Annotated in this window: 24 protein-coding genes and 1 tRNA gene; 15 read left to right on the top strand and 10 right to left on the bottom strand. The window is 61.7% G+C overall.

From position 1 onward, the window contains the following. Nucleotides 1-10 precede the first annotated feature (10 nt). Nucleotides 11-85, top strand: a tRNA-Val gene (locus tag N1058_RS16745). Nucleotides 86-164: 79 nt separating this feature from the next. Further along, entirely contained in the window at nucleotides 165-1,622 is a 1,458-nt protein-coding gene (locus tag N1058_RS16740; protein WP_265518748.1) for a TrkH family potassium uptake protein, read from the top strand. A 9-nt stretch (nucleotides 1,623-1,631) separates the two neighbouring features. Here the strand turns inward: N1058_RS16740 and N1058_RS16735 are convergent, their stop codons facing one another. Together N1058_RS16735 and N1058_RS16730 are read right to left on the bottom strand one after the other, a co-directional pair. Further along, on the bottom strand, nucleotides 1,632-3,452 hold the full coding sequence (locus N1058_RS16735; protein WP_265518747.1) for a L,D-transpeptidase family protein: 1,821 nt from the start codon (nucleotides 3,450-3,452) through the stop codon (nucleotides 1,632-1,634). Between the two features lie 244 nt (nucleotides 3,453-3,696). Then, nucleotides 3,697-4,443, bottom strand: coding sequence for an alpha/beta hydrolase (locus tag N1058_RS16730; protein WP_265518746.1), 747 nt, complete (start codon nucleotides 4,441-4,443; stop codon nucleotides 3,697-3,699). A 210-nt stretch (nucleotides 4,444-4,653) separates the two neighbouring features. Here N1058_RS16730 and N1058_RS16725 point away from each other — a divergent pair, with 210 nt between their 5' ends. Next, nucleotides 4,654-5,106: a MarR family winged helix-turn-helix transcriptional regulator gene (locus N1058_RS16725; protein ID WP_265518745.1), complete on the top strand. Its 453-nt coding sequence runs from the start codon at nucleotides 4,654-4,656 to the stop codon at nucleotides 5,104-5,106. A 28-nt stretch (nucleotides 5,107-5,134) separates the two neighbouring features. On the opposite strand, the gene N1058_RS16720 is transcribed toward N1058_RS16725, so the two are convergent. After that, the gene (locus N1058_RS16720) at nucleotides 5,135-5,770 is read right to left on the bottom strand and encodes a pyridoxamine 5'-phosphate oxidase family protein (RefSeq protein ID WP_265518744.1); all 636 of its coding nucleotides are present in this window, start codon (nucleotides 5,768-5,770) and stop codon (nucleotides 5,135-5,137) included. Next, nucleotides 5,760-6,113 carry a gamma-butyrobetaine hydroxylase family protein gene (locus tag N1058_RS16715; RefSeq protein ID WP_265518743.1) on the bottom strand — a complete coding sequence of 118 codons (354 nt, stop codon included), beginning with the start codon at nucleotides 6,111-6,113 and terminating at the stop codon, nucleotides 5,760-5,762. The genes N1058_RS16720 and N1058_RS16715 overlap by 11 nt, the downstream gene beginning before the upstream one ends. A gap of 134 nt (nucleotides 6,114-6,247) precedes the next feature. Here N1058_RS16715 and moaA point away from each other — a divergent pair, with 134 nt between their 5' ends. The 9 genes from moaA (at nucleotide 6,248) to N1058_RS16670 (ending at nucleotide 14,330) form a co-directional block, all read left to right on the top strand. After that, entirely contained in the window at nucleotides 6,248-7,255 is a 1,008-nt protein-coding gene (moaA, locus tag N1058_RS16710; RefSeq protein WP_265518742.1) for a GTP 3',8-cyclase MoaA, read from the top strand. Between the two features lie 85 nt (nucleotides 7,256-7,340). Next, on the top strand, nucleotides 7,341-8,261 hold the full coding sequence (locus N1058_RS16705) for a DMT family transporter (RefSeq protein WP_265518741.1): 921 nt from the start codon (nucleotides 7,341-7,343) through the stop codon (nucleotides 8,259-8,261). Nucleotides 8,262-8,279: 18 nt separating this feature from the next. Beyond that, nucleotides 8,280-9,485 (top strand): multidrug effflux MFS transporter, encoded by a 1,206-nt coding sequence (locus N1058_RS16700; protein WP_265518740.1) that lies wholly within the window; start codon nucleotides 8,280-8,282, stop codon nucleotides 9,483-9,485. Beyond that, entirely contained in the window at nucleotides 9,482-9,991 is a 510-nt protein-coding gene (gene mobB, locus N1058_RS16695; protein WP_265518739.1) for a molybdopterin-guanine dinucleotide biosynthesis protein B, read from the top strand. The genes N1058_RS16700 and mobB overlap by 4 nt, the downstream gene beginning before the upstream one ends. 120 nt (nucleotides 9,992-10,111) lie before the next feature. Continuing rightward, nucleotides 10,112-10,897 (top strand): ABC transporter substrate-binding protein, encoded by a 786-nt coding sequence (locus tag N1058_RS16690; RefSeq protein WP_265518738.1) that lies wholly within the window; start codon nucleotides 10,112-10,114, stop codon nucleotides 10,895-10,897. 276 nt (nucleotides 10,898-11,173) lie between these two features. Next, on the top strand, nucleotides 11,174-11,887 hold the full coding sequence (locus N1058_RS16685; protein WP_265518737.1) for an ABC transporter permease: 714 nt from the start codon (nucleotides 11,174-11,176) through the stop codon (nucleotides 11,885-11,887). A 59-nt stretch (nucleotides 11,888-11,946) separates the two neighbouring features. Continuing rightward, entirely contained in the window at nucleotides 11,947-12,717 is a 771-nt protein-coding gene (locus N1058_RS16680; RefSeq protein WP_265518736.1) for an ABC transporter permease, read from the top strand. Nucleotides 12,718-12,830: 113 nt separating this feature from the next. Then, a complete protein-coding gene (locus N1058_RS16675; protein WP_265518735.1) occupies nucleotides 12,831-13,700 on the top strand; it encodes an NAD(P)-dependent oxidoreductase in 870 nt (289 codons plus the stop codon). Nucleotides 13,701-13,721: 21 nt separating this feature from the next. Beyond that, entirely contained in the window at nucleotides 13,722-14,330 is a 609-nt protein-coding gene (locus N1058_RS16670) for a DUF3299 domain-containing protein (protein WP_265518734.1), read from the top strand. Here N1058_RS16670 and N1058_RS16665 read toward each other — a convergent pair. From N1058_RS16665 to N1058_RS16650, 4 genes are all read right to left on the bottom strand, one after another. Next, nucleotides 14,288-14,779, bottom strand: a complete 492-nt coding sequence (locus N1058_RS16665) for an Lrp/AsnC family transcriptional regulator (RefSeq protein ID WP_265518733.1) — start codon at nucleotides 14,777-14,779, stop codon at nucleotides 14,288-14,290. The two genes, N1058_RS16670 and N1058_RS16665, sit on opposite strands and share 43 nt — an antisense overlap. Nucleotides 14,780-14,878: 99 nt before the next feature. Next, nucleotides 14,879-15,493 (bottom strand): uracil-DNA glycosylase family protein, encoded by a 615-nt coding sequence (locus tag N1058_RS16660; RefSeq protein WP_265518871.1) that lies wholly within the window; start codon nucleotides 15,491-15,493, stop codon nucleotides 14,879-14,881. 17 nt (nucleotides 15,494-15,510) lie between these two features. Continuing rightward, a complete protein-coding gene (locus N1058_RS16655) occupies nucleotides 15,511-16,122 on the bottom strand; it encodes a glutathione S-transferase family protein (RefSeq protein ID WP_265518732.1) in 612 nt (203 codons plus the stop codon). After that, nucleotides 16,119-16,766, bottom strand: a complete 648-nt coding sequence (locus N1058_RS16650; RefSeq protein WP_265518731.1) for a thermonuclease family protein — start codon at nucleotides 16,764-16,766, stop codon at nucleotides 16,119-16,121. The genes N1058_RS16655 and N1058_RS16650 overlap by 4 nt, the downstream gene beginning before the upstream one ends. A gap of 69 nt (nucleotides 16,767-16,835) precedes the next feature. Between N1058_RS16650 and N1058_RS16645 the strand changes: the two genes are divergently transcribed. Beyond that, entirely contained in the window at nucleotides 16,836-18,359 is a 1,524-nt protein-coding gene (locus N1058_RS16645) for a sensor histidine kinase (RefSeq protein ID WP_265518730.1), read from the top strand. A gap of 7 nt (nucleotides 18,360-18,366) precedes the next feature. Here the strand turns inward: N1058_RS16645 and N1058_RS16640 are convergent, their stop codons facing one another. After that, on the bottom strand, nucleotides 18,367-19,335 hold the full coding sequence (locus tag N1058_RS16640; protein WP_265518729.1) for a nicotinate-nucleotide--dimethylbenzimidazole phosphoribosyltransferase: 969 nt from the start codon (nucleotides 19,333-19,335) through the stop codon (nucleotides 18,367-18,369). A 139-nt stretch (nucleotides 19,336-19,474) separates the two neighbouring features. On the opposite strand from N1058_RS16640, the gene N1058_RS16635 reads away from it, so the two are divergent. Next, nucleotides 19,475-19,705 (top strand): DUF1289 domain-containing protein, encoded by a 231-nt coding sequence (locus tag N1058_RS16635; protein WP_265518728.1) that lies wholly within the window; start codon nucleotides 19,475-19,477, stop codon nucleotides 19,703-19,705. 1 nt (nucleotide 19,706) lies between these two features. Further along, nucleotides 19,707-19,985 carry a hypothetical protein gene (locus N1058_RS16630; protein WP_265518727.1) on the top strand — a complete coding sequence of 93 codons (279 nt, stop codon included), beginning with the start codon at nucleotides 19,707-19,709 and terminating at the stop codon, nucleotides 19,983-19,985. A 3-nt stretch (nucleotides 19,986-19,988) separates the two neighbouring features. Here N1058_RS16630 and N1058_RS16625 read toward each other — a convergent pair whose 3' ends face one another. Continuing rightward, entirely contained in the window at nucleotides 19,989-21,368 is a 1,380-nt protein-coding gene (locus N1058_RS16625) for a uracil-xanthine permease family protein (RefSeq protein WP_265518726.1), read from the bottom strand. Nucleotides 21,369-21,485: the final 117 nt, after the last annotated feature.

Below are 21,485 nucleotides of genomic sequence, written 5' to 3'. Positions count from 1 at the left end.
AGCACCGGGCGGGCGCGTAGCTCAGCGGGAGAGCACACCCTTCACACGGGTGGGGTCACAGGTTCAATCCCTGTCGCGCCCACCATTTAATTGAGCTTTGCCGGCTCCATCGGGCCGGTTTCTCATGGTTCCCTGCCGCCCGCATTCATGAAAGTGAAGAAACCGTGCACGCTTCCGTTGTTCGGGCAAGTGCTTTCGCAGCTTCCATCTTCGCCCTCTACGTCGCCGGCGCAATGCTTGTTCCTGCGGCTGTCGATCTTTATTACGGCAATACCGATTGGCAGGTTTTCGTCATCTGTTCCCTCACCACCGGGGGGTTAGCGTTGACGATCGCCGCCGCCACGCACGGGCGCCGTCATGTCGGGTCGACGCGGTTTGCCTTCTTCGTTGTCGTGGTGTTGTGGGCCACGCTCGGCCTCGTCGGGGCACTGCCCTTCTACACGGCGTCCCTGAAACTAGACCTTGCCGGCGCCGTCTTTGAGTCCGTGTCGGCCATAACCACGACCGGTTCCACTGTGATATCGGGACTCGATGGTCTTCCACCGGGCATGCTCCTGTGGCGCTCTTTGCTGCAGTGGATCGGCGGTCTCGGTGTCATCGCGCTCGGGCTGTTCTTTCTGCCCATGCTGCGCGTGGGCGGCTTCTCCTACTTCCGCATCGAATCATCCGATATCGAGGAGGATCGGCCGTTCGGGCGGCTGGCAACCTATACCCAGGCGCTGATAGCCATCTATATCGCCCTGACCCTGTTGTGCACGATCGCCTACGGCATGGCCGGGATGAACCTTTTCGACGCCGTCAACCACGCTATGACCACAATCGCCACAGGTGGGTTTTCCACGCATGACGCTTCCTTCGGCTATTTCGAAGGCCGTGCCGTGCTATGGGTCGGGGTCGTTTTCATGGTGCTCTCGGCGCTCCCCTTTTCGATTTTGATCCTGTTCCTGGTCAGCGGCCGGCTAGACGCCCTGCGCGACCCGCAGATCCGGGTTTTCCTGGGATACGTGGCGGCCACCGTCCTCGTAATCGCCATCTACCGGCGACTTACGACGAGTGTGGACTTCGGTGATGCGCTGACCTCGTCGGCCTTCAACCTTGTGTCGATTATCACCACCGCAGGTTTCGCCAGCGAGGACTATACATTGTGGGGTCCTTTCGCGATCACCCTCTTCTTCTTCGCGACATTCCTTGGCGGCTGTTCAGGTTCGACCGCCGGTGGGATCAAGGCTTACCGTTTTCTGATCCTGGGATTGATGCTGCGCAATGGGCTGCGCTCGTTGATCCATCCCAGTTCGATCCAGCCGCTACGCTACGGCTCAAGAACCGTCGATCCTCAGATGCAGCGTTCGGTCACGCTTTTCGCCGTTGCTTTCATCGGAATCTGGGCTGCCGCCTCTCTGGCTTTGTCTGCGGGCGGGCTCGATCTAATCACGTCGACCACCGCAACGCTTACTGCGATAACCAATGTCGGCCCCGGTCTCGGGCCGGTCGTAGGCCCAGCGGGCAATTTCAGCTCGCTCAACGATTACGCCAAATGGATACTCACACTGACCATGCTGCTCGGCCGGCTCGAGATCCTGGCGGTCCTCGTGCTGCTGTCGCCGGCCTTCTGGCGAGATTAGCAGAAGGGATCAGCTACCGGCTGTGCGTGCATCCTCCACCTTGGACAGCGCCGTGGAAAGGCGCGCATCGCGCCCGTAGACATCGTCATGATAGGTGACTGTGCCCGACGCCTCGGGCCAGGCCGTGAAATAGGCGACATAGACGGGAATCTTCGACGGTACGCTCCGGCGGCTGTTCTTGCCCCTCGTAACAGCCGCGCCGATCTCTTCCTCAGTCGTTCCAAGGACGGCAGCCGCCATCGCCCGCGGCTCATGCAGCCGCACGCAGCCATGGCTGAAAGCGCGGGTATCGCGGCTGAAGAGATTGCGGGCCGGCGTGTCGTGCATATAGATGGCGTGCTTGTTGGGGAACATGATCTTCAATTCGCCCAACGCGTTGCGCTCGCTCGGCGTCTGGCGGACATGGTAGGGAATATTGGCGCCATAGCGCGACCAGTTGATGGCCGATGAAGGAATCCGGCGTCCACTGCCATCGGTGACCTCGTAACCGGCCCGGTCCAGATAGCCGGGGTCGTTACGCAGGCGCGGCAGCATCTCGTTAATCAGGATTGAGCGCGGAACGCCCCAATAAGGGTTGAACTCCACATACTCGATCTCGTCGTAAAAGAAGCTGGTCTGGTTGCCCGTCTTGCCGACCACCGTGCGCATGGACAGCTTCTCCTCGCCATTCTCGATATAGCTGGCGGTGAAGGAGGCCGCGTTGATCATCACGCGGCGGCTGCCCAGATGCGACGGGTGCCAGCGCATCCGCTCCATCGCCAGGATGACCTTATCGATACGGGCGGCCTTCGTCTCGCCTGCAAGCGCCCCCACCGTGCGCCTTCCGACGATGCCGTCGGGATTGAGGTCGTGCTGCTTCTGCGCTGCCTTGATCACCGGAACGAGGTCGTGCGCATAGACCTCGCTGCCGGCATAGGAGTCCAGGACAACGCCGTGCTCCTGGTGGAATGCCTCATCGGCATCCCTTTCGATGATGCGCAGCAATTTCGCGAAATCCGGATGGCTCCCGCCCGGCCGCACGAATGTTTCGGGATCGACGACGATCTCCCGCTCCTGGCTGACGCGCAATTCGGCAAGTTCCTTCCGCAGCGCGGCGTAGATCTCGTTGGCCGGTTGAAGCGACGCCAGATAGCGCGGGGCGTTGGCCGTCTGCGACAGGATATTCAATACGCGTCCGGCGTCGAACGGCTTTTCCGGGAAATCGTGGTAGCCTGAAAGCTTGTTGGGATCGACGCGCCCCCGTGTGGCATCCCTGGCATATCGAAGCGCCCGCGCCGACAGCATCAGTTCGAAGCGCATCAGATCCGCCAGCCGCGCATCCTCGTCACCCGAAGCGGAGGGTTCCCGGACCGCATAATCGGCCTCGACCAGCCCATCCTCATTGGCGGCGCGAAGGACGCCGAGCGTGGCAAGCGCCCGCTCGTTCGGCCCATTCTCGTCGCTCCAGATGAAGGCGGGATTCTTCTGGTAATAGGCAGTGATGGCGTCGACGATCAGCTTTTCTGCAAGGATGTCGAGATCACCAGCCGCTGCCAGCGCTCTGGTGAAGCGTGAATCCGGTGGAAACTGCGCCCCGTCTTCCGCTTTCGGCGCAATAGCGGTCACGTCGAGCTTCCGCAGATCCTCGGCCCGGTAGTTGTAATAGCTGGGTCCGCTGATCTTCGGCGCGGCCACTCTTGGCGCTGGCCGCTCCGGCTCACGAACCACCGGAGCCTGCCGCACGGGCTGGCGGTTCGCACGATTGCCGAAAAGCATATCGAACAGATACTGCTCCGCACTTGCCTGCGGCACAGGTCCCGTAAACCCGGCGGCGAACGCCAGAACGGTCAAGCTTAGACATTTAACGGACCGCTTTGCCATCTGGCGTACCCCCAAGGTTTGCTGGTTATGATCTTTCCCGCACCGTCGGGGCCCAAATCAGCCGGACTAGCGACATGGAACGACCTCAACTGCAAGAGCACCAGCCATTGAATATTATAGTGATTCATCAAACTAAGGTTAAGCGAGGGCTAAATAGACCGTGCGCGGGTGAAGCCACGCCATCAGTTTAACGTGGAGGCAACAGCCGAGTTTCCTATTCAGCGGCGGCAAGCAGGCGCTCGCCAGCGCAAAACTCGGCGAGATGGGCGAGCGTAACCGGATCGGAGAGGATGCGGCGGTGGCCGGCTCGGTTGACGAGGCGAAGCTGGGCACGGTTTCCGCCTGCCGCGATGGCTTGCGCATCGGCGAATGGAACCTCGCGATCGTCGGGCGCATGGAGAACCAGGATCGGGATAGCCAGTGATGCAGCCTGCCGTGCTGTGACGAACTCGGACAATGGCGAGCCCGTGACGAGTTCGACCTGATGGAAGAATGCCGCGCGGCTTATGCGGCCCAATCCGAGCTCGCGAGAAAAATACGCGAACAGATCAGGCATCGAGTTCGGCGATGCGATCAGCGCCAAGCGGCCGGCATCGACGGGTTTCAGCCCGTTGACCGCCCCCTTGAGCGCAGTGATCAGCACCGCGCCTCCGAAGGAATGACCCACGGCACCGGTGAAAGGTCCGAACCATTCCTCGACGGTTTTCACCGCCGCCACGGCGCTCGCCATGTGAAGCCGCCGACCGGGGGAAGCGCCATGACCGGGAAGATCGAGCGCCACCACCCGAAAGCTGTGTGACCGCAATTCCTCGATAATGGCCTGCATATATTCGCTGCGCGATCCCCAGCCATGCGTAACCAGGATCGTGCCCCTGCCCCGCCATGCCCCTTGAGGCCGGAATTCGTAGGCGACGAAATAGCCATAGTCGGATTTAAGGCAGTGCCGCCGCGCTTCCAGCATGAAAGCTTCGGCCGCCGCGATCCTTTCACGCGCCTTTGGCGACGGACCATCGGGCGCCGGTGTCCGGCAAAATATCTCGAAAGCCGCACGTCCGGCTAGGCGCGGCGTGATATGTTCTGCTATTCCAAACAAGGTCCGCAGTACAGACAATCGGAGAGAAGCCATCGTCGTCGCCTTTAAATGTTCATCCTTGAACATTATAGTTCAGCCATGAACAATAAGCAACAACTCCCTTGGGACAATCCCCGGTTCCACAACTGGATCGCCGTTGTCCGTGCCGAGAAGGCTGTCGTCAAGGCGCTCAGTCAGGCGCTGGCGCCGCTCGGCCTCAAGATCGCCCAGCTCGACGTCCTGATGAATCTCTACCGGCATCCCGGAACTTCCCAGCACGATCTCGCACGGCGGCTTCTCGTCGGGCGGTCCAACATCACAATGCTGCTGCCACAGTTGGAGATGCAGGAGCTCCTGCACCGGGAGGGCGACCCCAACGACAAGCGCATTATGCGCCTTTACCTGACCAAAAAGGGCGAGGCCCTGCTGATGAAGGCGCTAGAGGTCTATACGGGGTTGATCGACCGCGTCATGGCGCAGTCGACACCTTCGCAATGCCACGCGCTCGGAGAGCATATGCGGCGCATCATCGACGAACTCGAGCGGGATTAGACCCGGCTCCCGTCCACGAATCTCGAGCCTACCACATCGTCTTGGCAGCACGCTCTGGCCATTCCTGATCATACTTGGCGCCGTTAATTTCGCCCGAGGTAAGTGTGTCGAGTATATCCCCGGGCGTCGGCAGGCCCAAGGCCGCAGCCTGTGACGCGGCATCCCACAGCCTGGACCGCTGTATGGCGCGGGCGCACTGAAAATACACGGTTTCCACATGCACGACGACGACCGAGCGGGGCGCCTTGCCGCCAACGGCGAAGCTGTCACACAGGGCTGGATCAACGCTCAGCCGGGCACTGCCGTTGACCCGCAGCGTCGTGCCTGATCCCGGCACCAGGAACAGCAGCGCCACCCGGCCGTCGCGCACGATATTGCGCAGCGAATCGATGCGATTGTTGCCCCGCCGGTCGGGCATCAGCAAGGTCCGTTCGTCGTGAACCCGGACAAAGCCCGGCTCGTCGCCGCGCGGCGAGCAATCGAGTCCTTCCGGTCCCGACGTGGCGAGGGCCACGAAAGGCGCTACCTCGATGAACGCGGCATAGGGCGCAATGATGTGGTCGACCTCCTTCACAAGGGAGGCCGTGCCGGGCTTGCCATAGATCGCTTCCAGAGCTTCCACGCTTTCGACAAATCCGGACGTGGCGCCAGCTTCATCGATCACGGCTCAGCCCCTTCTGGTCCAGTTCTTCAAGATATTCCTGCCAGCGCGCATCGCGCTCGCGGCACAAGGCAGCCAGATATGTCCAGCTAAAGAGCCCCGTATCATGGCCGTCGTCGAAAACGATGCGCACCGCGTAGTTTCCCACTGGCTCCATACGAGCGATGCCGACTTCGCGCTTGCCGCCCACCGTCACGCGCTGGTCAGGTGAATGGCCCTGCACTTCCGCCGAGGGAGAGAGCACCCGCAGCAGTTCCGCACCGAGCGCGACGGGCTCTTCCCCGTCGAACGTGACGGTCAATGTTCGCCGATCGCGAGAAACCCTGAGTTCGCTGGGAGGCTTCATGAGTATGTCCGGAGGTTGGAGCGATGAATATTGCCGAAGCGTCTGCCATGATGCTAGCCTGCCCCAGCCTATTGAAAAAGCCCCTGATCGGCCTGACATTCGGTCCAGCCGGAAAAACGAACCAGGATCGCGGAATGAGCACGGTATCCAGCATGATTGATCCATTCGGACGCGCCATCGACTATCTGCGCGTCTCGGTTACCGACCGCTGCGACTTCCGCTGCGTCTACTGCATGGCGGAGGACATGACGTTCCTGCCCAAGCGCGACCTGCTCAGCCTCGAGGAACTCGACCGGCTTTGCACGGTATTCATCGAGAAGGGCGTGCGCAGGCTGAGGCTGACAGGCGGCGAACCGCTGGTCCGCAAGAATATCATGCATCTCGTCCGCGAATTGTCGCGGCACCTGAAATCGGGCTCGCTCGACGAACTGACCCTGACCACCAACGGCTCCCAACTCGAACGCTTCGCTGGCGAACTTGCCGACTGCGGCGTCAAGCGCATCAACGTCTCGATTGATACCCTCGACCCGGAAAAGTTCCGCTCCATTACCCGCTGGGGCCATCTCGACCGTGTGATGCGAGGTATCGAAGCCGCCGCTGCCGCGGGCCTGAAGGTCAAGCTCAACACGGTGGCGCTCAAGGGGTTCAACGAAGCCGAGATCCCGGCGATGCTTTCCTGGGCCCATGGCCGCGGCATGGACATGACCGTGATCGAGACAATGCCGCTCGGCGAAATCGACGGCGACCGCACCGATCAGTACCTGCCCCTTTCCCAATTGCGCGCCGACCTGGAAAAGCGCTTCACGCTGACGGACATCCCCTACAAGACGGGTGGGCCGGCACGCTATGTCGAGGTCGCGGAGACCGGAGGCCGGCTCGGCTTCATCACGCCGATGACCCATAATTTCTGCGAAAGCTGCAACCGTGTCCGCATAACCTGCACCGGCACGCTGTTCATGTGCCTCGGCCAGGAGGACGCCGCCGACCTGCGCAGCCCGCTGCGGGCCTCGGAAGGCAACGACCTTCTGTCGGGGGCGATTGACGAGGCGATCTCGCGCAAGCCGAAGGGACATGATTTCGTAATCGACCGGCGGACCAGACGTCCGGCCGTCTCCCGCCACATGAGCGTTACGGGCGGCTGAACCACATCTTTACGGCACTGGACCGATTGCCAGTTGCGCTTGAAAACAATAAGGCATCCTGATCAATTCTGCCGACGGGGTGCGCGTGGTTCTTTCTCCCAATCTGCGTGGTGCGCTTTTCATGTCGGTGTCGATGGCCGGCTTCACCATCAACGACGCATTTGCCAAGCTGGCATCGCAGGGCATGAACATGGGCCAGATCATGCTCGTGCGCGGCGTCTTTGCCACCATCCTGCTAGCGCTGCTCGTGTGGCGCACCGGCGCATTCTCCAGGCTTGGCGGGCTCCGCCACCCAAGCGTTTTCCTGCGCATGGGTTGCGAGGTCGCGGCCACTGTCACATTCCTGACAGCGCTCATGCGGCTGCCCATAGCCAATATTCATGCCGTCCTCCAGGCCCTGCCGCTCGCCGTAACCATGGGTGCGGCGCTGTTTTACGGAGAGCCCGTCGGCTGGCGCAGATGGGCAGCCATCGCGGTTGGTTTCGCCGGCGTCATGATCATCGTTCGCCCCGGGCTGGAAGGTTTCAGCGGCTGGTCTTTGCTTGCGCTTGCCGCCGTCGGCTTCTGCACGGTGCGCGACCTTGCCACAAGGCAGATTCCCGCCGCCACACCCACGGCGCTGGTATCCCTTGCGACTTCGATCGCCGTCTCCGTATGCGGCGCAGCATTGGTCGAGCCTTTCGGCGGCTGGTCCCCGCTCACCTTCACGAATGTCGGCCTGCTTCTGGCGGCCGCGGTCTTCCTGATCTTCGGCTATCAGTTCATCATCATGGCCATGCGAGAGGGCGACGTCTCCTTCATGGCTCCCTTCCGTTACACCGGGCTGTTGTGGGCCATTCTGCTAGGCCTTGTAATCTTTGGCGATATTCCTGATCTGATGATGCTTGGAGGGGCGGCGATCGTCGTGACCTCGGGGCTTTACGCCCTCTACCGCGAGCAGGTCGTGGCGAGGAAAACGCCTATCGTCCACAGCACCGGGCCAGGCATGGCGCCCGACGGCGTGTAGGGCGGAGAAGGAAACAGCATGTCGGTCCGCAGCTTAGATCGCACGACCCCGCCGCACATTCTGACTCTCGTAATGGCCGCCGCCACCGCGGCCGTCGCCATGAACGTCTTCCTGCCGTCCCTGCCCGGCATGGCACGGCATTTCGAGGCGGATTACGGCGTCGTGCAGCTCGCGGTTTCGCTCTATCTCGTGGCTACCGCAATTCTCCAACTCGGCATCGGCCCGGCCTCCGACCGGTTTGGACGCCGGCCGGTGATGCTGATAAGCTTCGCAATCTTCATCGCAAGCACTTTGGCGGCGACCTATGCGCCGTCGATCGAAATCCTTCTGGTCTGCCGTGTCTTCCAGGCCTTCGCGGCGGCCGGAATGGTGCTGTCCCGCGCCATCGTGCGCGACACTGTCGGGGCAGACGAGGCAGCGAGCCGCATCGGCTACATCACAATGGGCATGACCGTCGCCCCCATGATCGGCCCGTTGATCGGCGGCTTCCTGGACGAGCTCTATGGCTGGCAAGCCACCTTCCACCTGATGCTCGCCTTCGGCGTTGTGGCCTTCATCGTCGTCTGGCTCGATCTGGGAGAGACCAATCACAGCCGGTCGGCTTCTATGTCCAGCCAGTTGAGGAACTATCCTGAGCTGTTCCGGTCTCGTCGCTTCTGGGGCTATGGGGCCACTGCCGCCTTCTCCTCCGGCGCCTTTTTCGCGTTCCTGGGCGGGGGGCCGTTCGTGGCGACCGTGCAATTGAACCTGTCGCCTTCGCAATACGGCATGTACTTTGTGCTGATTACCTTAGGCTACATGCTGGGCAACTTCATCTCGGGGCGGTTTTCGCGAGTCATCGGCATCAACCGGATGATGCTGGCCGGGAACATGACGGCAGCTGTGGGGATGGGGCTGTCGATCGGCCTGTTCGCCGCCGGCTTCTACCACCCGCTTTCGCTTTTCGGCCCTACCTTTTTCGTCGGTATGGGCAACGGCATAACGCTGCCTAACGCCACGGCAGGCGTCGTTAGCGTGCGCCCTCACCTCGCGGGGACCGCTTCCGGGCTCGGCGGTGCGCTGCAGATCGGCGGCGGCGCGGTACTCTCGGTGATTGCCGGCGCGCTGCTTGCTCCAGAATCGGGTCCTTACCCGCTGCTTTTCGTTATGTTCTTCTCTTCGATAGCGGGCGTGCTGACCACTCTTTACGTCATTCACGTTGCCCGTAAGATGGGCGCCCTATGAACCGCCATGTCTTCGGCATCACCGGATGGAAGAATTCCGGCAAAACGACACTGACCGAGCGGCTGGTCACCGAGTTTGCCGCGCGGGGCTTGCGGGTGGCGACGGTCAAGCATGCCCACCACGCTTTCGATATCGACAAACCAGGCACAGATTCGTTCCGCCACCGCGCTGCCGGCGCCACGGAGACCGCCATCGTATCAGGCCGCCGCTGGGCGTTGATGCATGAGTTGGGCGACGAGAACGAACCGCCGCTGGAGGCAGTACTGGCAAAGCTTTCCCCTGCCGATATCGTGCTGGTCGAAGGTTACAAGAATGAGCCGCATCCCAAGATCGAGTGTCGCGGCTCCACCTCCGGCCAGGCTCCCCTCGCCGACCGGGTTCCCTCGGTCGTGGCTATCGCCTCCGCCACCGGAAGCGCAAAGGAAGAAGGCCCCACATTTTCCCGCGACGACATTGCCGGCATCGCCGATTTCATCCAGCAATATCTGGGCATGAAGCGTGGCTGAGCGATCCGGGACCGCAGTTTTACGGTTGCAATTTTGTTTCAAAGAGTGGGAATATCGCCGCTCAAACCCGGCGGTCGCAAGACAAATGCCCGGGGACAAGCAAGACAGAGAGGAACATTCATGAAGGTTTCAAGGCGTATCGCGCTGGGTCTTTCGGCACTGGCCCTGGCCGCCACGATGGGTGTGGCCGGCGCGCAGGAGAAGATGCAGCTGAAGATCGGCACGGAGGGGGCGTATCCGCCCTTCAACAACCTCAACGCCGCCGGCGAGCTGGAAGGCTTCGACATCGACATCGCCAAGGCACTGTGCGAGGAAATGAACGCCGAGTGCGAGTTCGTCACCCAGGATTGGGACGGTATCATTCCGGCGCTTCAGGCCGGCAAGTTCGACGCCATCATCGCTTCCATGTCCATCACCGAGGAGCGCAAGGAGCAGGTCGACTTTACTGAGAAGTACTACAACACACCGCCGGCGCTGGTCGTGCCCAAGGATTCCGACATCGCGGCCGCCACAGCCGAGGAAATGGCTGGCAAGGTGATCGGCGCCCAGGCCGCCACGACCCACGCCCAGTTCGCCGAGGCGACCTTTCCCGACAGCGAAGTCAAGGCCTATCCGACCGCAGAAGAATACAAGCTGGACATGGCGAACGGCCGTCTGGATGCCGTCATCGACGACATAATCGTGCTTGAGGAATGGCTCGGTACGCCGGATGGTGAATGCTGCAAGGTGCTCGACACGCTGACACCGGTGGAGGAAATCTACGGTGAAGGTATCGGCATCGCCGTCCGCAAAGGCGAGGACGAACTGCGCGAAAAGCTGAACGCCGCCATAACGGCTATCCGTGAAAACGGTACCTACAAGGAAATCAACGACAAGTATTTCAGCTTCGACGCGTACGGAGAGTAAGAGCCCCCGTCAGAGCGCGGCGAGCCGGTCCCGCCGCGCTTTCACTTGCTCCACTGTATCCTGCTAGATCAATTCACGGTTTCACGGAAACGCTGAACTGATCTAACTATTTGATTTAAAGCAATTCCGGACGGAAACCCGGTTTCCACTTGTCCTGGAATTGCTCTAGAACCGTAAGGGGGCGCCCGGGCTTTCGGGCAGCCCAGCGCCGAATGTGAATGCGGCCGGGTGGATCGCGGCGGATCCCCTCCCGTCGAAAATGCCTTGGGGAGCCTCATGGACAGGGTCTTGACCCTTCTCAGCTTTGGCCGCGAGGGCTGGGGCGACGACATTGCGGCAGGTGTGCTGGTCACAATATCGCTGGCGCTGGCAACGCTTCCCTTCGGCCTTGTCGTCGGTTTCGCCGTTGCCCTTGGAAAGCGCTCGGAGGAAGCGGCGCTCCGGCTGGCCGCCAACATCTACACGACCATATTCCGCGGACTGCCGGAACTGCTCACCCTCTTCCTCGTCTATTACGGTGCACAGATCGGCGTCCAGCAACTCTGGCGTCTCCTGGGCGGCACGGGCGGCATCGAGATCAACGCCTTCGTCGCCGGAATGGTGGCACTGGGCGCGGTGTTCTCTTCCTATGCGAGTGAAGTCTTCCTGTCCGCCTTCCGCGCCATACCGGCGGGACAATATGAAGGCGCCTATGCCATCGGCCTGTCGCGCTGGCTTACCATGCGTTTTGTCATCCTGCCCCAGCTTATCCGCGTCGCACTGCCGGGCCTCTCCAATCTCTGGCTCATCCTCTTGAAGGAGACAGCGCTCGTATCGGTAATAGGGCTTTCCGATATATTGCGGCAGACAGGCATCGCATCCCGCGTGACCAAGGAGGCGTTCCTGTTCTTCGGCATCGCCTGTCTGCTCTATCTCGTGCTGGCGATGCTGTCCTCCGTCGTCCTATCGGCGATCGAGCGCAGGGTTTCGGCCGGCGGGGCGCCGCGATGAGCGCCGTGCGCCCAGCCGTCGTAACCGAGGATTTGCCACCGCCGCCGCCAGCGCGAAGGATGACGCGCGCGCGCGCGCTCGGCATCGCGTTGATCTCCCTATGGGCGGTCCTCGGCGTCGGCATCATGCTTTTCCTGATCTCGTCGTTGAACCCCGAGCTTTTCCAACGCTACCTGCCGCGATACGCCTCGGGCCTTTGGGTGACGATCAAGCTGGTCGCGCTATCGGTTTTAGCGGGGGCCCTGCTTTCGGTGCCGATTGCGCTCGGACGGAACTCCCGGAGCCGGCCAATCGCTGCACTGGCCTACGGCTATGTCTATTTCTTTCGCGGCACGCCGCTTCTTGCCCAGACCTTTCTCGTCTATTACGGCCTCGGTTCCTTCCGCGAGGAATTGCAGGTCGTGGGCCTCTGGGGCTTCTTTCGCGACGCATGGAACTGCGCGGTCTTCGCCTTCACGCTGAACACCGCCGCCTACCAGGCGGAAATCCTGCGTGGCGCCATCCAGAGCGTTGGCCGGGGCCAGTGGGAAGCAGCCTCCGCGCTCGGCCTCTCGCGGCTGCAAACCATACGCAAGATCATAGTCCCCCAGGCGCTGCTGGTCGCCTTGCGCCCCTATGGCAACGAGATCGTCCTCATGATCAAGGGTTCGGCGATCGTCGCCATCATCACTGTCTACGACCTGATGGGCGAGACGCGCCGGGCCTATGCGCGCACCTTCGACTTCCAGACCTATATCTGGGCGGCGCTCATCTATCTGAGCATCGTCGAGATGCTGCGCAGGGCCATCGACCGGATCGAACGGCGCTTGACACGCCACCTGATCCGCTGATCTTCATTGCGTGATGGGAAATCGAAAGATGACACAAAAGCAAAAGGATGGGTCCGGATCACGATGTTGAGCATCATGATACGTCCGTGCATATCGAACGAGGAGGTAGCACCATGGCAAAGATAGCATTCATCGGGCTTGGGGTGATGGGTTATCCCATGGCCGCGCATTTGAAAAACCGCGGCGGCCACGAGGTAACGGTGTACAATCGCACGAAAGCCAAGGCCAAAAAATGGGTAGCCGAACACCGTGGCTCCTCCGCTCCCACGCCGGCCGAAGCTGCCAGCGGCAAGGATTTCGTATTTTCTTGCGTCGGCAACGACGACGATTTGCGCTCCGTGACGCTTGGCGATGACGGCGCCTTCGGCGCTATGAAATCCGGTTCGGTGTTCATCGACAACACGACCGCCTCGGCCGACATCGCGCGCGAACTGGCCGACGCCGCCGCGCGAAAGAATTTCGGCTTTATCGACGCCCCGGTCTCGGGCGGCCAGGCCGGAGCCGAAAACGGCGCTCTGACGGTCATGTGCGGCGGCGAACAGGCCGTTTTCGACAGAGCCAAGCCGGTGATCGAGGCATACGCCCGCATGGTCGGCCTGATGGGAGCGGCCGGTGCCGGTCAGTTGACCAAGATGATCAACCAGATATGCATTGCCGGGCTGGTGCAGGGTCTTGCCGAAGGAATACACTTCGGCAAGAAGGCGGGCCTCGATATAGAGAAGGTAATAGAGGTGATCTCGAAGGGCGCGGCCGGCTCCTGGCAGATGGAAAACCGCTACAAGACCATGAACAAGGGCGAATACGGGTTCGGCTTCGCCGTCGACTGGATGCGTAAGGATCTCGGAATCTGCCTGACCGAAGCCAACAACAACGGCGCAAAGCTGCCCGTCACCGCGCTTGTGGACCAGTTCTACAAGGAAGTGCAGGAAATGGGTGGCAAACGCTGGGATACGTCGTCGCTGCTAGCAAGGCTGGAGAAATAGCGAGAACCGGAAGAGCGGCAGATGAACATGCGGATCGGACTATCAGCCGTCGTACTGGCCATCTGCCTTCCGACTTTCGGAACAGCTGCCGAAAGCATGCGGGTCGGCTGGAGCGATCTGTTGCCTTCCGGCGTATCCCCCACCTGGCAGAAGATCGGTCCAGCGCCCTCCGCCGCAACCCATCCCCCTATTCTCGCCACGGAACTCGGCGGAAAGACCGTCGAGCTTTCAGGCTATCTGCTCCCGGCCGACCGCGAGGGCGAACTGGTTTATTCATTCATGCTGGTGCCACGCAGCGGTGCGTGCAGCCACATGGTACAGCCACCGCCAGCTCAGATGGTGCGCGTGGTGCCGAAGGAACCCTATAGGCTCAGCATGAATTACGAAGCGGTCTCGGTGACGGGCAAACTGACACTTGGGCTCGAGAAAACCCAAATATTCATTCTCGACGGTCCTGCCGTAGTGGAATCGGGCTATACGATCCGCATGGCGCAGGTCGCGCCGGACACGGTTTCAGACCGCACGGCATCGCCGGCAGAAGGCCGCTCTCCCTGGTCTTTCATCGACAATCCGCATGCGGCGGGCACTCAAGCGGCGGACCCCGCCGGCTCCTTGTCCAGCACCAGATAGTCGAGCGGCAGTTCGGTCGTGTACTTGATCTGCTCCATCGCAAATGTCGAGGACACGTCCCTTATCTCGATCTTGGAGATCAGCCGCTTGTAAAAGGCGTCATAGGCGGCAATGTCCGGCACCACAACGCGCAGCAGATAATCGACATCGCCGCTCATGCGGTAGAATTCCACTACTTCGGGAAATTCCTTGATTACCTCAGCAAAGCGCTTGAGCCATTCATGGCTGTGCGCATTGGTTCGGATCGAGACGAAAACAGTCACCCGCGCATTGACCTTGACCGGGTCCAGCACGGCGACGCGGCGGCGGATGACACCCTCCTCCTCCAGCTTCTGGATGCGTCGCCAGCACGGCGTCGTCGACAGACCGACCTTTTTGGCAATGTCGGCCACCGCCAGCGTTGCGTTTTCCTGGAGCAGGCGCAAAATTTTTCGGTCGAGGCGATCCATACATCAGACTCCTTAGAATGAAATTCTAAAATGATGCTGTCATAAGGTATTTGCAAGAAAAATATTCTTGATGATAGTTGAAGAGCGCTGAACTGCCCGTCAAATACGCCGGGCAATTTCCGCCCGCAGGACTGGCAGCAGTTCCGTCTCGAACCAGGGGTTCTTTTTCAGCCACCCCGTGTTTCGCCATGAAGGATGCGGCAGGGGCAGGACCTTCGGTCTGGCCGAACGCTCAAAGATCCCGCGCCAGTCCCGCACCGTCTCGGTCAGCGTCGTATGCCTGAGATCGCCGAGGTGCCAGGCTTGGGCGTATTGGCCGATTGTCAGAACCAGTTCGATTTGCGGCATGGCGGCCATCAGCCGCTCGCGCCACAGCGGTGCACATTCCCGTCTCGGCGGCAAATCTCCGCCTTTGGCATCGAGCCCGGGAAAGCAGAAGCCCATCGGGGCAATCGCAAAGTGGTCGTGATCGTAAAATGTCTCGCGCGATACCCCCAGCCAGTCGCGAAGCCGGTCGCCCGAGCGGTCGTCGAAAGGGATGCCTGATGCGTGAACGCGTGTGCCGGGAGCCTGCCCGGCAATCAAGATGCGCGCCGTCCGCGACCCCACGACCACTGGCCTGGGCTCATGCGGCAGGCTTTTGCCTTGTACGCTATCCCTGCAGTGCCTGCAGGCGCGTATTTCCTCCAGCAGATTGTCCAGCGTACCGTTCATTCGCGTCAAGCGGCCGTTTACGCCTTCGCGCTCGGTCGGCCCGCCACCGTGTGATACCAGCGCATCAGATGGTCGAGCCCGTCCGGAATATCAATACGGGCCGGCTTCATGAAATCGACGCTCACCAGCGCTGTGATGTCGGCAATCGTGTAATCGTCCCCGGCAATAAATCTCCTGTCTGCAAGCTCCTTGTCGAGAAACTCCAGGAACTCCTTCACCTTGGGCTTGTTCGCCTCGCCCCAGTCCGGCACCTGCGGCACCTCCCATTCCTTCATCGCGGGATGCAGATGACGGAACGCAGCGGCGACAGCCATGAAGAGATGAAACTCGATGCGTCGTTGCCACATTTCCACCCTCGCCCGCCCAAGCGCCCCTTCGCCGAACAGCGGAGGTTCTGGATTGAGCTCTTCGAAATAGCGGCAGATGGCAACGGATTCCGTAAGGCAGGTGCCGTCGTCAAGTTCCAGCACCGGCAGCCGTTGCATCGGATTGAGCGCACTCATCTGCGGCCCCTTGTGCTCCATAACGCCCATGTCGACGGGCACCATAGGCACAGAGATCCCTTTCTCGTGCAGAAAGATGCGCACTCTGCGCGGATTGGGCGCCCTGCCTCCATCGTATAGCTTCATCGGTCCTCCTTCGCTCGCTGCGTGTCCATTGCCGGGCCGTACCCCAACAACTGCCGCAGGAAACCCGCAACCTGGCTGAACCAGTCATGGGGCGGTTCAGCCGACAGACTACGGTCGCGCGACCGCCAGTCCTGCGGCTGATCGAAGGAACCAGCCCACAGGCCCCGGCGGTTGGCCCGTGCCCGCGCTTCCTCGGCACGGAAGTCACCGTAGGAGATTGCCCACCCCGATTCCACCATCCTTTGCGCCAGATCTCCCGCTTCCGTCGTGCATCGCGCCAGAAGCCGGCCATATTTATCGAACTCCCAACCTTCGCAGATGACGCGGCGACCCTGCACGAGTTCGTTCAGCGCCGCACGCGCCCTACGCCCGCAGGCATAGGGCCCGTCGTCCAGAACGCACTGCTGATCCAGCTCCGGCGCATCGATGCCGCGCAATCTGATATCCTCCGACAATAACCTCAGGCTGTCGCCATCAACGATCTGTACCGCGCCCGCATATTCGCGGGTGGCGATGCGCTCCAACCGCGCCGATACGAACGCGACGCCAGCCAGAAGGGCAAGGGCGAGAAGCCAGTCGCCATAGCGCCGCCATCTGCTGCCGTTTCGCCTTCTGCTACGCCTTGCCCGCCAGCGCACACTCATATGGTGAAGGGTCTTTTAATCATTAAAGGCTAGCCTGCCGGCAACAAGGCGGGGAAATCGAAGCAGCCTATGGTGCCTGGCAGCAACCATACACCAGATAAATTCATTGTGGACCGTACCAAGCCGCACCGCAACAGCGAGGTGGCGCGCACGGTGCGCAAAACGCGCGACCGCCTTTCCCAGCGCATAGGCAGCCCCGATTTCGAGCGCGAGATGCTCAAGATCCACGCCCGCGCCATCATCAACAGCGGGCCGGCGGTGCTGGCCATGGCGCTGCTGGTTGCTGCTTTCGGCTTTTCGGTCAATATGAATCTTGCCCTTGTGGGCTGGGCGCTGCCGACCGCCTGCAGCTATGCCAGCCTCTTTCTCCTGGCCCGCCGCATCGACCGGGCGCAGATATCCGACATCGACGCAGTGGCCACGCAGCGCCATCTGCTCATCCTCTATTTTGTGAGCGGTATCGGCTGGGCCTGGCTTGTTTCGCTCGGTCGCTTCTCCTGGAGCGTCGATCAGATGCCGTTGATCCTGGCGATCATCCTCCTCATGGCGATCGCCGCGACAGCCCTCATCGCTGCCTCGCTTCGTGGCGCGGTCATCGTTGCTTTCGCACTGCCGGTGGGTGTGTTCGTCTGGTTTTTCGCCGGCCCGGCGCTGTCCATACAGACCATCATGGCAGGGCTTCTGACGATTTCGCTGCCCTTTTTCGCCTATGTCTCTCATCATAGGAACCAGGCCGCCGTCACGCTTTTGTCGTTTCGCAGCGAAAAGGACGGGCTCATAGCGGAGTTGGAAACCGCCAAGGCGATGTCTGACGAGGCGCGGAGGCGCGCCGAGGAAGCCAACCTCGCCAAATCCCGTTTCCTGGCCTCAATGAGCCACGAGTTGCGCACGCCGCTCAACGCCATTCTGGGCTTCTCCGAGGTCATGGCCAAGGAAGTGCTGGGGCCGATCCAGAACGATACCTACCGCGAATACGCGGGTGACGTGCACGAGTCCGGCAAACATCTTCTGGATCTGATCAACGAGATCCTCGATCTGTCCCGCATCGAGGCAGGACGTTACCAACTCAACGAAGAACCCACCCTGCTCGCCGACATCGTGCAGGAAAGCTGCCGCATGGTAGAACTCAAATTGCGCTCCAAAGGCATCCGCCTCGTCCAGCAGATCGAGCCCGCCCTGCCCCGGATGGTGGCCGACGAACGCGCGATAAGACAGATCATGCTCAACCTGCTTTCCAACGCGGTCAAGTTCACACCCAGCGGCGGCGAAATTCGCGTGCGCGTAGGATGGACAGCAGGCGGCGGGCAATATCTGGCGATACGCGACAATGGTCCGGGCATCCCGGAAGACGAGATACCGGTGGTGCTCGCCGCCTTCGGCCAGGGGTCGATCGCGATCAAGAGTGCCGAGCAAGGGACAGGTCTCGGGCTTCCCATCGTGCAAGGACTGGCCAACCTTCACGGCGGCCAGCTCGAACTGAAATCGAAGCTGCGCGAGGGAACCGAAGCGATTGTCGCCTTTCCCGCCTCACGTGTCATGGAGGAGCTTCCCGCCATGCCACGCCAACGGGTGGCGGAACGCGCCCGCGCCTGAAACGGCCTTAGGAGGCGGATCGCCTCTGCGCCACGTCGGCCGCCCCGCTTGCGATCTCGCACGCCGCCCTGATGACGTCCGCCGCCAGCACGAGGCCCGTCGGGTCTCGCATTCCCAACTGGCAGACCGGCGACGGCAGGATACCCCGCACGGCATCGCGATTGGTGAAACCGGTATCGGCTAGCAGGCAATGATCGAGTGCTGCCGGATTGAGCGCATGAAGAACAGCCGCCGCCGCAAGCGCCGGCAGCCCGTCCAGCACGACGGCGACCTTTTGCGTCCGGGCGGCGAGCATCGCACCTACAAGGGCAGAAATCTCCCGACCGCCAAGCCGCCGCAAGGCTTCGAGCGGTTCGCCCAGATGCCCGGCATGGGTAGCAAGAGCCTCCTCCGCCAAGGCCGCCTCTTTGCGCCAGACTTCCGCGGCGCTGTCCAGTTCCTCACCAACGGCCTGCAGCAACGCAAGCGCTGAAACATCCGCCTGGCCGCCGACCGTGCCGAGGCACAGCAGATCCGCTCCGTTGGCCACGGCTTCCATTCCAAACGCGATGGTCGCCGCGCAGTCACGCTCTTCAAGAGCGGCTTCGACGGTTACGTCGCCCACCGGCACCTCAAGCGCCAGATCAAACAAGTTCAGCCCGAGATCGTTAGCGCCGCAGAGCTGGCTCACCGGCGCCGCGCCCGAGGCGATCTCTTCCACCTTTTCCAGCAAGGATGCGATGGGGTGATCCACACCGAGCTTGGCAGATATGCCGTGAGTGCCCGCAAATAGTGCGACGGACGGGCGCGCCACGAGTCCCGGCGCCCGACCCGTCGCCGCCGAATACCAGACGGCCAGATCGGGAAGCCGTCCCAGGCGCTCACCGTTTACTCCCTGCAACGATGCGCGGACGCGCTCACCCGCACCCATGTCAACGGGCGGCAGATCACGCACGAGATTTCGGATGTCGTCGAAAGGCAGGCCGGTGGCAGTCATATGGCATTCTCCAGGATGCGTCAGGGCATAACGACCGGCACGCGCCAAAGCAATGGCTCCCTGCCCGCGGGCTTGCATTGATCCTCCATGCCGCCCACATGCCCCACATGCCCCCATGAGAAGCTGCTAATCTACCGTCATGATCGAATCGCCCTGCATCCTCGTCTGCTCCATCGACAGCAAAACCGGCTATTGTTTCGGCTGTGGCCGCACGCGCGAGGAGATTGGCTCGTGGATGGCCATGGAACCCGCTCGAAGGCGCGCCGTAATGGCGGACTTACCAGCAAGGCTGGAAACCGTGGAGCGCAAGCCGCGTCGCGAAACCCGCAGAAGTCGCTTGGCGCGGCTGCGGGAGGAGAATGGAGGCTAGGATGCAGATATTGTGGATCGCCCTGGCCGCCCTCGGCATTGGCCTTGCTCTCCTGATCGCCAATCACGACGGCGGGCGCGTCTTCGGCGTGCAGAACGACGTCTTCGCCTCCCTGCTCTATCTGAGCCTGTGGGGCTCGGTCCTGATCGTGGGCCTCGCCGGCCACTACTACCGGCGGGGCACCATGCTGAGGGACATCGCCTTGTGGGCGCTGCTTATCCTGGTCTTGAGCGCGTTATACACGTTCCGCCTCGACCTCGCGGCCATGATCGGATTGTGAGCGCTAATCCTCCTCGCCCGCTTCCTGCGGCAGCACCAGATTGAGAACGATCGCCAGGAAGGCGGAAGGCAGCAGCCCGGACGTCAGCAGGATCTGCACCGTCCTCGGCAGGTGCTGCAGGGCACCCGGCTCAAGCTGAAGGCCCAGCCCCACCGAAAGCGAGACGGCGAAGATCACCATGTTGCGCCGGTTCCAGTCGACGCCTGACAGGATATTCACGCCCGCAGCGGCCACCATACCGAACATGACAATCACGCCGCCGCCCAGAACGGCGATAGGCACGGTCGAAATGATGGCGCCCACCTTGGGTATCAAACCACACAGGATGAGGAAGATCGCCCCGCAGGTGACTACATGCCTGCTCATCACGCCGGTCATGGAAACGAGACCGACATTCTGGCTGAAGGAGGTGTTGGGCAAGCCGCCGAAAATGCCGGCTATTGCAGTGCCGAAACCATCGGCATAGGTAGCGCCGGAAATCTCCCGGTCCGTCGCTTCCCGCCCCGCACCGCCCTTTGTGATTCCGGAGACGTCGCCCACCGTCTCTATGGTGGAGATAACGGCCATGAAACACATGCCGATGATGGCGGGAGCCGATAGCTCAAGCCCCCACCTGAACGGGCTCGGGATTGCGGCCCAGCCAGCGTTGCCGACATTGGCGAAGCTGACCATGCCCATGGCAAACGCCACAAGATAGCCGGCGATCAGGCCTAGAAGCACAGCCGCTATCGACCACATGCCCTTGGTGAAGAACTTCAGGAGCAAAGTCACCACGATCACGACGATAGCGACGCTCCAGTGGCTCAGGGTGCCATATTCCGGTGTGCCGATCAGCGGCACGCCGCCCGCAGAATATTGAATGCCGACGCGAATGAGCGCCAGGCCGATCATCAGCACGATCAGGCCCGTGACCAAAGGCGGCAGCGCGAAGCGCAGCCTTCCCACCACAGAGCCCAGCGTGAAATGAAAGATGCCGCCGATGACCACACCGCCCATCAGCGCGCCCATCGCCGCCACGCCCTGGCCGGCGACGATAGGGATCATCACCGGCAGAAAGGCGAAACTCGTTCCCTGCACGATCGGGAGTCTGCCGCCCACCGGCCCCATGCCAACGGTCTGGAACAGGGTGGCGATGCCCGCGAAGAGCATCGACATCTGGATCATGTAGAGAAGGCTCGGAAAGTCCGGCGAGTTGGAGCCAAAGCCGAAACCGGCGGCGCCGGCCACGATGATGGCAGGCGTAACGTTGGAAACGAACATCGCCAGAACGTGCTGGATGCCGAGCGGCACGGCGGTCGCCAGCGGCGGCATGTAATCGGGATCGCGCAGCCGCGTGCGGTCGATCCCGGTCCCCGAAGGACCTGTTGTCACGGTGTCAGTCATTGTGCCCCTCTTTCCGTCGGTGCGGAATTTTCATTATCCGCGATGATCAGTCATGAAAGGCGGAACGACTATTCAGATTTTTTTGAAGCTGTCGCACGATATTGCGACCATGACTAA

It is taken from the genome of Nitratireductor luteus (assembly GCF_026162365.1).
Classification (GTDB): domain Bacteria; phylum Pseudomonadota; class Alphaproteobacteria; order Rhizobiales; family Rhizobiaceae; genus Chelativorans; species Chelativorans luteus.
Note: the sequence above shows the minus strand (reverse complement) of the source record. Positions and strands in the feature narration are given on the sequence as shown.